9 protein-coding genes and 1 tRNA gene are annotated in these 10,895 nt (G+C 71.4%); 2 read left to right on the top strand and 8 right to left on the bottom strand.

What is annotated here, in order from left to right; all coding sequences use genetic code 11:
* Positions 1 to 135: 135 nt before the first annotated feature.
* Positions 136 to 1,965: a putative bifunctional diguanylate cyclase/phosphodiesterase gene (locus tag ACS04_RS03415; RefSeq protein ID WP_398022730.1), complete on the top strand. Its 1,830-nt coding sequence runs from the start codon at positions 136 to 138 to the stop codon at positions 1,963 to 1,965.
* A gap of 88 nt (positions 1,966 to 2,053) precedes the next feature.
* Here the strand turns inward: ACS04_RS03415 and ACS04_RS03420 are convergent, their stop codons facing one another.
* The 4 genes from ACS04_RS03420 to ACS04_RS03435 all read right to left on the bottom strand — a co-directional run bounded on the left by ACS04_RS03420 (position 2,054) and on the right by ACS04_RS03435 (position 6,404).
* Positions 2,054 to 2,293, bottom strand: coding sequence for a DUF397 domain-containing protein (locus tag ACS04_RS03420; protein WP_398022728.1), 240 nt, complete (start codon positions 2,291 to 2,293; stop codon positions 2,054 to 2,056).
* On the bottom strand, positions 2,283 to 3,122 hold the full coding sequence (locus ACS04_RS03425; RefSeq protein WP_048474963.1) for a helix-turn-helix domain-containing protein: 840 nt from the start codon (positions 3,120 to 3,122) through the stop codon (positions 2,283 to 2,285). Before ACS04_RS03425 ends, ACS04_RS03420 begins: the two co-directional genes overlap by 11 nt.
* Before the next feature lie 166 nt (positions 3,123 to 3,288).
* Positions 3,289 to 4,998: a glycosyl hydrolase family 18 protein gene (locus ACS04_RS03430; RefSeq protein ID WP_048474964.1), complete on the bottom strand. Its 1,710-nt coding sequence runs from the start codon at positions 4,996 to 4,998 to the stop codon at positions 3,289 to 3,291.
* 254 nt (positions 4,999 to 5,252) lie between these two features.
* A complete protein-coding gene (locus tag ACS04_RS03435) occupies positions 5,253 to 6,404 on the bottom strand; it encodes an LLM class flavin-dependent oxidoreductase (protein WP_048474965.1) in 1,152 nt (383 codons plus the stop codon).
* Positions 6,405 to 6,636: 232 nt separating this feature from the next.
* On the opposite strand from ACS04_RS03435, the gene ACS04_RS03440 reads away from it, so the two are divergent.
* Positions 6,637 to 7,395 carry an IclR family transcriptional regulator gene (locus ACS04_RS03440; protein ID WP_048474966.1) on the top strand — a complete coding sequence of 253 codons (759 nt, stop codon included), beginning with the start codon at positions 6,637 to 6,639 and terminating at the stop codon, positions 7,393 to 7,395.
* Between the two features lie 83 nt (positions 7,396 to 7,478).
* Here ACS04_RS03440 and ACS04_RS03445 read toward each other — a convergent pair.
* From ACS04_RS03445 to ACS04_RS03460, 4 genes are all read right to left on the bottom strand, one after another.
* Positions 7,479 to 7,552 (bottom strand) — tRNA-Lys (locus tag ACS04_RS03445).
* A gap of 64 nt (positions 7,553 to 7,616) precedes the next feature.
* Positions 7,617 to 9,302 carry an AMP-binding protein gene (locus ACS04_RS03450; protein ID WP_048474967.1) on the bottom strand — a complete coding sequence of 562 codons (1,686 nt, stop codon included), beginning with the start codon at positions 9,300 to 9,302 and terminating at the stop codon, positions 7,617 to 7,619.
* Between the two features lie 49 nt (positions 9,303 to 9,351).
* Positions 9,352 to 9,972 carry a lytic polysaccharide monooxygenase auxiliary activity family 9 protein gene (locus ACS04_RS03455; RefSeq protein WP_078864392.1) on the bottom strand — a complete coding sequence of 207 codons (621 nt, stop codon included), beginning with the start codon at positions 9,970 to 9,972 and terminating at the stop codon, positions 9,352 to 9,354.
* Positions 9,973 to 10,174: 202 nt separating this feature from the next.
* Positions 10,175 to 10,895, bottom strand: a 721-nt coding sequence (locus ACS04_RS03460; protein ID WP_048474968.1) for an SPFH domain-containing protein, incomplete at its 5' end; no start/stop codon positions are given.

Below are 10,895 nucleotides of genomic sequence, written 5' to 3' on the forward strand. Positions count from 1 at the left end.
GATCCTCCCGAAGAGGCGTCAGCACGCCGAAGTCCCGTGCCCCGCACGGCGACGCCGCTGGATAGGGCCGTACGGTGCCTCTATGATCGGCACACTTTCCTGCACGGACACTCACGAGCACTGCGGGAGCCAACGGTGAGCGGAACCTCAGAGGGAACCGGTTCGGCGGCCGACAGCATCCGATCGGCCACTACGGAGCGTCACCAAGCAGTGCCGGCCATGCCGACGACGCCGACCCGCACCGAGTCCGAACTGCGCGATTACCGGGCCGCCTTCAACGCGGCCCACCTCGCCATGGCCGTCGTCAGCCGCTCCGGGCACGTCGTCGCCGCCAACGCGGCGCTGGCCGGGCTGCTCGGGGCGGAGCCGCACGCGCTCGTCGAACAGTGCGCGGCCGACCTGGTCGACCTGGGCGCCGAGGCCCGTACCTGGCAGGCGTACCAGGAGGTGCTCCGCGGCCGGCAGGCCAGACTGCGCTGCACCCGCCGGCTCAAACACCCCGACGGGCACTCGCTGTGGACCGAGGTCACCCTCGGGCCCGTGCCCGGCACCCGGGACGTGCTGCTCTCCGTCGCCGACATCAGCGACCGCCGCGACCTCCAGGCCCGGCTGCGCCACCTCCAGATGCACGACCCGGTGACCCGGCTGCCCAACCGGGCGCTGTTCTTCGAGCGGCTCTCCGCCGCCTTGGAGGCCTCCTCGTACGAGCAGGGCGGCACCGGCCGGATCGGGCTGTGCTACCTCGACCTCGACGGTTTCAAGGCCGTCAACGACACCCTGGGCCACCGGGTCGGCGACCGGCTGCTGACCGCCGTCGCGGCCCGGCTGACGCAGTGCGCCGACCAGTCCGGGTACGGACGCACCGGCGGGCACCTGGTGGCGCGGCTCGGCGGCGACGAGTTCGCCCTGCTGGTCGAGGACTCCACCGGCACCGATCAGCTCGCCGACCTGGCGCGCAGCGTGCTGGCCGCCGTACAGGAGCCGTTCGACCTGGCCGGGCAGCGGCTCTCGGTCTCCGCGTCGATCGGCGTGGTGGAACGGGCCGCGGCCGGGACCTCGGCGACCGGGCTGATGCAGGCCGCGGACACGACCCTGTACTGGGCGAAGGCGGACGGCAAGGCCCGCTGGACGCTCTTCGACCCGGAGCGCAACGCGCACCGGATGACCCGCCAGGCGCTGACCTCGACCCTGCGGCCGGCCGTGGACCGGGGCGAGTTCGCGCTGGAGTACCAGCCGCTCGTCGATCTGGAGAGCGGCGCGGTGCGCGGGGTGGAGGCGCTGGTGCGCTGGAACCACCCGCAGTTCGGCACGCTGACGCCGAATCGGTTCATCGGAATCGCGGAAGAGGACGGGTCCATCGTCCAGTTGGGGCGGTGGGTGCTGCGGACCGCGTGCCGGCAGGCCCGGCGCTGGCAGATCGAGCAGCCCAGCGACTCACCGGTCTTCGTCTCCGTCAACGTGGCGGTCCGCCAGGTGTGGGACTCCGACCTGGTCGGCGACGTGGCGGAGATCCTGGCCGAGACCGGGCTGGCCCCCCAGCTGCTCCAGCTGGAGCTGACGGAGTCGGCGGTGATGGGCTCGGCCGGACGGCCGTTGCAGGCCCTCCAGGCGCTGAGCGACATGGGCGTGCGGATCGCCATCGACGACTTCGGCACCGGGTACTCGAACCTGGCCTACCTGAGCCGGCTGCCGGTGTCCGTGCTGAAGCTGGACGGCTCCTTCGTACGGGGCTTCCGCTACGAGGAGGGCGCCCACCCGAACCCGGCCGACGAGACCATCGTCGAGGCCCTGGTGCAGCTCGCGCACCGGCTGGGCCTGACCGTGACGGCGGAGTGCGTGGAGACCGCCGGGCAGGCGGCGCGGCTGCGCCGCGTCGGCTGCGACACGGGCCAGGGCTGGCTGTACTCGCGCGCGGTGGCCCCCGAGCTGATCGCCGAGATGATCGGCACCCGCCCGGGGGCGTGACCCTCCGGGGCCCTGCGGGGGCCGCCGCTGCGCGGTGCCTTCTCCCCGCCCCGCCCTTCTCCGTTTCCCCGGGCTCCGCCCGGGCCCGTCAGAGGCTGCGCACGAAGGCGGCGAAGGCCGCGGGGGCGACGGTGAAGGCGGGGCCTTCGGGGTCCTTGGAGTCCCGGACGGCGACACCGCAGGGCTGGGTGGCGATCTCGACGCAGTCGCCGCCGGTCCCACCGCTGTACGAAGCCTTGCGCCAGGCGGCGCCGCCGAGGGGGGCGCACTCGACGCAGTCTCCACCGGTGTTGCCGCTGTACGACGACTTACGCCACCTATTGCCCATCGGGTTCTGGCTGCTCCCCATAACGCTCCTCCATGACCCGCGTGATCAACGCCGCCGAGTCCTCTACGGACAGTGCGGCGGCCTGCAAGTGAGCGTAACGAAGCGACGCTTCCCTCACCACGTCAGGGTTGGCAGTCATGTGCCCCGCGATGAGGTCTTCCGTGTAGACGATTTCTGGGTCGTTGTCGAAGCGCAGGCCATTGAACGATCCGATTAGACCGGCATGTTGACCAGTCACGTAAGGGAGCACCTGGATCTGCACCCACCGGTTCTCATGGAAGCTCAGCAGATGCGAGAGTTGCGCACGCATCACCTCGCGACCGCCTATGGGCCGGTGCAGTACGCCCTCGTCCAGTACCACCCAGACCGTCGGCGACTTCTCCCTGTGCAGGATGCGGTGACGTTCCATTCGGGCCGCGACCAACTCATCGAGCCGGTCAGGCATTCCGGTCGCCAGTACAGCCCGTGCGTACGCCTCCGTCTGGAGCAGTCCGTACACGACCTGGGCCTGATAGGCCGAAATGAATGTCGCGCGGGCCTCCATCTCGGCATACGGCTGGAACCACGTCGGCAGCACGCTCCGCAGGACCAGCCCCACCAGGCGGGAGAAGTGGCCGTCCGTGCCCAGGGCGGCGTCGATCCGTTCCGAGAAGTCCCGGGTCGGGACCTTGCGCGCCGTCTCGATCTGGCCGATCAGCGAGGCCGTGCAGAACACGATCTCGCCCAGCGCCGCCTGTTTCAGGTTGGCGGCCTCGCGCAGGCGGCGCAGTTCGGAGCCGTAGTAGTCCAGCGGCGAGGCGCTGGGGTCGAGGTCGCGGATGTTGGCCAAGGGACGGCCACCCCCATGAAGACGCGGGTCGGATTCGGCTGTGGCCGAGCGTAGCGAGACCGCCACGCAGCGGTGTCCGGAATCCGGCAACCATGTGACACACCTCCGCCCCGCACCGGGGGAACCGGGTACGGGGCGGGGTGTCGCTCGGCGCGGGGTGGGGGGATCAGCAGGCGCCGAGGTCCTTCCAGACACCCCATTCACCCGTGGTGCCCGGGGTCTCGTTCTGCGTCCACCACTGGGCCTTGTACTTGCGGCCGTTGTAGGAGACCTCCTGGCCACCGGTGTAGACCGTGCCCGCGACGTACGCCGGGGTCGAACCGCAGCCCGCGGGCGGCGTGGTCGGCGGCGTCGTGGGCGGGGTGGTCGGGGGCGTGGTCGGCGGGGTCGTCGGGGGCGTGGTGGGCGGAGTCGTCGGGGGCTGCGTGGTGCCGCCGAGGGCGTCCGAGATCTGGTTCAGCAGGGTGGTGTTGTTGTCCAGGCCGAGGAGGGAGTACATCATCGCTCCGGCCAGGCCGCGCTGCTTGCCGTAGTCGACCCGGGCCTGGATGGACTTCTGGTTCAGGCCGGTGAAGAACTCGCCGTCCTTGTAGAAGTACGAGGCCTTGGCCTGGTCGTCCCAGAAGGTGGCCGACGGGTTGTCGACGATCCCGCCGAGCTCCTTGTAGTTGGCGATGCCGGCCTGCTGGCTGGTGGGCCGGGCGCCGGAGGCGCCGGTAGCGGGCTGCGCGAGGCCGCCCGAGGCCCCGGCGGGAACACCCTTCCAGCCGCGGTAGTAGAACTCGTAGCCCAGCGTCAGCTTGTTGGCGGGGAAGCCGCCGGCGATGCCGTAGGCCGGCTTGCCGTCGATCCAGGAGTCGATGGCGTTGTCGATGCTGTACTTCTCGGTGCCCGGGGCGATCGGGTCCGTCGGGTCGTTGGTGCCGGAGTACAGCGGCGACTGGTGGTACGTGGGCCCGTCGCCGTCCCAGGCGCCGTGCATGTCGTACGTCATGATGTTCGCGTAGTCGAGGTACGCGCCGATCTTGTCCGTCTCGATGTACTTGATCTTGTCCTGGCCGGCCGGGAGGGCCGAGGTCAGCAGGTACTTCTTGCCGCCGTTGGCCGCGCCGTACGCGTCGAGCTGCTCGCGGAACTCCTTGAGCAGGAGCGTGAAGTTCTGCTTGTCCTCGGGGGCGTAGTGGTTGCCCAGGTGTCCGCCGGAGGAGCCGGGGTACTCCCAGTCGATGTCGATGCCGTCGAAGATGCCCGCCGCGCTGCCCGCGCCGCCGTAGCCGCCCTCGACCGGCAGGTTGCCCTTGATGTACTGGTCGATGCAGGAGGAGACCAGCTTCTTGCGGGAGGCGTCGGTCTTGGCCGCGTCGCTGAAGTACTTCGAGTAGGTCCAGCCGCCGATCGAAATGTTGATCTTCAGCTTCGGGTACTTGGCCTTCAGCTGCTTGAACTGGTTGAAGACGCCGACGATCGGCTGGTCCCACTTGTCGGCCACGCCGCTGACGCTGTCCGCCGCGCTGAAGGACTTCTGGTAGTCGGCGTACGAGTCGCCCGCGCCGTCACCTGCGCTGGCGTTGTTGTCGTCGCCCGCCGCCTTGTTCGCCTCGAAACAGGTGAGGTTGGTGGGGTGAATGTTGCCGAACGAGTAGTTGATGACGTCCAGCTTGCCCGCGATGCCGCGGGTGTCCAGGTGCTTGGGGTAGAAGGCGTTCCCGTACACGCTCCACTGGTCGTAGTAAGCGATCTTGACGTTGCCGCCTGCGCCCGCGGCGGCGGCCGCGTCCGCGGCCTGGGCGGTGCCGAGCCCCGCGAAGCCTGCCAGCGCTCCGGCTGCCAGCGCGGCCGTGGCGGCGGCCGCGATGAGGGGTTTACGGATGTGCATGAACTGCCTCCGGGGGGTGGGAGGGGGAAGCGAGAGGTTCGGGTGGGAGAAGAGATAGCGATCACCCGAGGCCCGAGTCAATGGTTTGGACCAAAGAAGGACTAGACCACTCGCCGCGCAAATGCGCTCGTCAGAGCCTTGCGGGCATGCGAAAAACCGCCCGCCACCCCGGGTGACGAGCGGTTTAAGGGTCCCTTAGGACATGCTCCCGCAAGGTTTCGGCAACAAACCAGCCGAACTCCGTTCGTGCGCCGTCAATCAGCTGACGGCGCCTGCACCGGCATCCCGTACGCGTCCGCGACGAGTTCGTACGAGCGCAACCGGGCCGCGCCGCCGTGGGCGTTGGCGGTCAGCATCAACTCGTCGGCGCCCGTGCGCTTGGCCAGGTCGTCGAGGCCGGCGCGGACCTCCTCGGCGGTGCCGTGGACCACGTTCGCGAGCCAGCCGTCCACGAACTCCCGCTCCAGCGGCGAGAAGCCGTAGGCCGCGGCCTCCTCGGGCGTCGGGACCAGACCGGGCCGGCCGCTGCGCAGCCGCAGCATCGACAGCGCGCCCGTGAGCACCTGGGCGCGGGCCTGGGCGTCGGTGTCGGCGGCGAGCGCCGAGACTCCGATCACGGCGTACGGGGCGTCCAGTACGGCCGAGGGGCGGAAGTTCTGGCGGTACAGGTCCAGCGCGGGCAGGGTGCCGGCCGCCGAGAAGTGGTGGGCGTACGCGAACGGCAGGCCGAGCTCGGCGGCGAGGCGGGCGCTGAACCCGGAGGAGCCGAGCAGCCACAGCGGCGGCCGTCCGGCGGGGCCCTGTACCGGCCCCGGCACCGCGTGCACGCGCGCGTACGGGTGCCCGTCGGGGAAGTCGTCGTCGAGGAAGCGGGTGAGCTCCACGAGCTGCCGGGGGAACTCCTCGGCAGCCTCGTCGAGGCGGCCGGGGCCGCGCAGGGCGGCGGCCGTGCGGCCGTCGGTGCCGGGCGCGCGGCCGAGCCCGAGATCGATCCGGCCCGGGGCGAGCGCCTCCAGGGTGCCGAACTGCTCGGCGATGGCGAGCGGCGCGTGGTTGGGGAGCATGACCCCTCCCGAGCCGAGCCGGATGCGGGAGGTGTGGGCGGCCAGGTGGGCCAGGATCACGGCCGGGGAGGAGCTGGCCACCCCGGGCATGGAGTGGTGCTCGGCGACCCAGTGGCGGTGGTAGCCGCGGGACTCGGCGAGGCGGGCGATGTCCACGCTGGTGCGCAGGGACTCGTGGGCGGTGCTGCCGCTGCCGACCGTGACGAGGTCGAGCACCGAGAGCGCCACCGGCGCGTCGCCGCGTACGGCGCCCCGGATCGGATCCCGGTGGGCCGCCTGCCCTCCGCGGTCCTCGCGGCCGTCCCCGTCCGCGCCCCGACCCGCGTCCCCGGTGTCACTCATCGTCGCTCCCGTCCCGCTTGTCCGTCCGTACGAAGAATTCGAACCATCGGGGGCGCGCGGGCATTCCCGGCATCGACCAGGACAGCGGGCGTGACCTTGGCATATGCCAGCGGGACAGGCGCGCGCGGAGGGGACGCGAATGAGCCATCAATCTCATCAACAGGCGCTCCACGTGGGCCTCTTGATGGCTATCGTGGTAAGGCAAGCGGTAACAACCTGCTAGGGGGAAACCGTGGCGCTGAAGCCCGAGCCGACCGCGCCGTTCCACTCGGTGCAGTACGCCCTGCGCGTACTCGAAACGATCGCCCGCCACACCGGCGGCGTGACCGACGACCAGATCGCGCGTGAGACCGGCCTGCCCGCGGTCCATCTCACACCCATGCTCCTCATGCTGCGCCGAGAGGGGTACGTACTGCAGGTGTCGGACGGCGCCTACGCCATAGGCGACTCCCTCGTGCTGCTCGGCTCCGGCATAGACCGGCAGCAGGCCCTCCAGAGCAAGCTCCAGGAAACCCTCGACCGGCTCCGGGACTCGGTGGGCGCCGCGGTCTACATCAGCCGGTACGTGGACGGCGAGGTGAAGATCACGCAGTTCGCGGACAGCCCGCGCACCCCGAAGGTGCACGAGTGGGTCGACTTCCGCTCCGCGGCGCACGCCAGCGCGGTCGGCAAGTGCCTGCTGACGCAGCTCGACCAGAACGGGCGGCGCGACCACCTCTCGCGGCACAAGATCGCCCGGCTCACGTCGAAGACGATCGTGAACGAGCGGATCCTCTTCTCCAAACTGGACGCGCAGCCGGCCACGGTTCCGGTGCTGGACCTCCAGGAGTACGCGGTGGGAACCGTCTGCGCCGCGGTGCCGATCACGGCGGGGGCCTCGGTGGGCTGCCTGGCCCTGTCGATGCCGGTCGAGCACGCGCACCGGCTGCGGGCCGCCGCGGACGCGCTGAACCGCAAGGCCGCACCCCTGCTGCTGTCGCTCACGCTCTGACGGGTCCCGGCCGCGAGGGGCGCGGCGGCCCGGAAAACACTTCGGGCGGTTCCCGGTGAACCGGAAACCGCCCGAAGTACAGGTGCGCCGCCAGGGACTCGAACCCCGGACCCGCTGATTAAGAGTCAGCTGCTCTAACCAACTGAGCTAGCGGCGCCTGACAGAGAAAATACTACCTGGTCCTCAGGGGTGCTCAAAACCAGTACCCGCGGGCGCGGGGATCACCGCTCCAGGAGCTCGGCGCGGCCGTGCGCCTCGTACGCCGCCAGCAGGCCGGCGAGGTCCGCCGGGCCCAGGGGGCGGTACCCGGAGCCGCCCGGCGGGGACCACCAGACCGGGTCCGGGCAGCGGAAGCCGGACCGGCGCAGGGCGGCGCGGTGGATCTTGTTGGTGGCCGTCACCGGCATGGACTCCACGATCCGCACGTAGCGGGGGGACATCTTCGTGCCCAGGTCCGGCTGTGCGGCGAGGAACGCGGAGAAGGCCTCCGGCGAGAACCGCCGCCCCTCCTCCAGGGCCACCGCCGCCATCACCTGGTCACCGGCCGCCTCATCCGGAACCGCGTACACGGCGACCGCGGCCGCCGCCGGCCAGCGCGCCAGGATGTTCTCGATCACCGCCGCGGCGAGGTTCTCGCTGTCGACGCGCAGCCGGTCGTCCGTCCGGCCCGCGAAGTAGAGGAAGCCGTCCGCGTCCCGGAAGAAGAGGTCGCCCGTCCAGTACCAGCCGTCACGGGTCCGGGCCGCCTGCGCCTCGGGGTTTCGCCAGTAGCCCTCGAACAGGCTCCGGCCGCGGTTGACCAGCTCGCCGATCGCCGCGGAGCCGTTCAGGAGGCGGCCCGCCGCGTCCAGGAGGGCCGGCGGGCACTCCGCGCCCGTCCGCGGGTCGATCACCGCCAGGTCGGCTCCGGCCCCGGCCCGGCCCAGGGCGCCCGGCGGGGTGTCCGGGGTGCGCTGGACGGAGGCGCCGCCCTCGGTGGCCCCGTACCCCTCCACCAGCCTGACCCCGAACCGCTCGGTGAAGCGCGCCGCGTCCACGGCGCCGGCCTCGGTGCCGAAGCCGAGGCGCAGGGAGTGCTCGCGGTCGTCGGGGCGGGGCTCGGTGGCCAGCAGGTACTGGACCGCCCGGCCGACGTAGGTGAAGTACGTGGCCCCGTACGCGCGGACGTCGGCCAGGAAGGCGGAGGCGGAGAAGCGGGGGCGCAGCGCCACGGAGGCGCCCGCGGCGAGGGCGGGCAGCCAGTCGGCGATGACGGCGTTGCCGTGGAAGAGCGGCATGCAGACGTAGTGGACGTCCTCGGCGGTGACCGAGAACTGCCGGACCAGCGAGTCCGCGGCGGCGGCCAGCCGACCCTGGCTGCACAGGGCCGCCTTGGGCGCGCCGGTGGAGCCGGAGGTGAAGTAGAGGAGGAAGCGTGAGCCGGGGGCGGGGGCGGCGAGCACGGCCTCGCCCGGCTTGGCGCCCGCGTACGGGGCGAGCAGGGCGGCGTACTCCTCGGAGTCGGTCACGAGGATCCGTACGCCGGGCAGGTCGAGCCCGCGCAGCAGGTGCAGGTGGGCGCGCTCGGTGACCAGGATCCGGCATTCGGTGTGCAGGATGTCGCGCGCCAGCTCGGGACCGCGCCGGGTGGGGTTGATCCCGGCGACGGCGGCCCCGGCGAGGGCCGCCGCGCCGAGCCAGAAGGGGAACTCGGGGGTGTTGTCCAGCAGCACCCCGACGTGCGGTTCGGTGCCCCGGCCCGCCGGCAGGAGGTCGACGAGCAGCGCGGCGCGCGCGGCGGCCTCCTGGGCGGTGCGGTGGTGGCTGAGGACGGCGGTGTGCGTGCTCGCGCCGTACATCAGCCCCGGCCGGTGGTCGCCCCATTGGCGGGCTATGAGCTCCGCGACGGTTTCGGGTGTCGTCCGCATGGGGCCGGAGGGTAGCTGACGCCTCGTCAGAACTGAATCGGTTCGAGGGTCAGAACTGGACGTCGGAGCAGGAGTAGAAGGCCATGGGGGTGTCGTTGACCGTCCAGACCGCCAGGATCATGTGCCGGCCGGTCTTGCCGCTCGGCATCGTGCCCTGGTGGACGGTGGTCATGGCCGGGCGGGCACCGTTGTAGGCGACGGTGAGGAAGGGCTGGGATTCGAGGGACGCGCGGGTGAGGGGCTTGGTGGGGTCCCAGCCGTTCTTGGTGACGTAGTACTTGAAGTCGGTGGTGGAGTGGTTGGCGGTGAACTGCCACCGGAAGCCGTAGCTCTGCCCGCTGGTCACCTTGGTGGTGGGCCAGGCACCGCCGCGCGGGTCGTCGAGCTGCGCGAACTCGCTGTGGCCGCCGGAACATATCTGACCGTCGGCCGGGCCGGCGGCCGGGAAGCCCTTGTAGCCCTCGACGCTCTGCGGCTCCCACTGGATGGGGCCGCAGTCGGAGACCGTCTTGTTGGCGCAGAGCTTCTGGCGGCTGATGGGGGTGTCGGTGTAGCCGTGGCCGCTCGCGGTGGGGGCGGTGAGCAGCGCCAGGCCGGCGATGACGCCGAGGCCGAGCGTGGCGGCGCCGGCCCGTCCGGGCAGGCGAACGGGCATGCGGATGGGACGCATGATGCTCCTTGAACGTGGGGGGAGTCCGATGAGAGCGTGCGCACGCGTGGGGATTTAGGTCTAGACCAAGTACCAGGCTATGGACAGGAGTTGGCCATGTCCAGACCAATGGGAGAACGGGTGGCCCGATGAATACCGGCCACCCGTTCTCTGTCAGCTGCGCCTGTCGCGGCTGTTGCCGCCGTTGCCGGCGTGGCTCCCGTTACTCGGGGCGCCCCGTGTAGAAGGCGACGGTGAGGTCCTTCACGAGGGCCTTGCGCTCGTAGTCGTCGAGCTCGACGAGCCCGCGGGTGGTCAGCCGGTGGACGGTGTCGTCGACCGCGTCGACGACCGAGGTCAGCACCGTGTCCCGGTGCTTGGCGTCGATCGCCGCGACCCGGCGCCGCCGCATGGCCTCGGCGACCTCGGGTGCGTACTCGATACGGGTCGGCTGGGCCGAGTACACCTCGATCCCGACCGCCTCGGTCTCGGCCGCCAGCATCCGCGTCAGCGCGTCGCCCACGGCCTCGGAGTCGCGCAGGGTGGGGGCGTCCTCGTGGAAGGCGTCGGCGGGCAGCTGGGACAGGACCCGGGCCATGGCCGATTCCACCTGCTCGGCGAGGTATTCGGTGTGGTCCTCGACGGCCAGGGTGGCCCGGGCCGTGTCCTTGACCTGCCAGACGACCTGGACGACGACCCGCAGGGCCAGCCCGCCGGAGTCCACGGCGGGCATGGGCTCGCTGCGCCAGTGGCGCAGCCGCACGTCGACGCGGCGGCGCAGCAGGAGGGGGCTGACCCAGGTGAGGCCGGTACGGCGGACCGTGCCGCGGTAGCGGCCGAAGAGGGTGAGCACCCAGGCGTGGCCGGCCTTCGCGCGGCCGAGCCCGCCGAGAGCGAGCAGCGCGACGATGCCGAGGAAGGCGAGCGGGGGCCAGTGGGTGGGG

The sequence above is a fragment of the Streptomyces roseus genome (assembly GCF_001044425.1).
Classification (GTDB): Bacteria; Actinomycetota; Actinomycetes; order Streptomycetales; family Streptomycetaceae; genus Streptomyces; species Streptomyces roseus.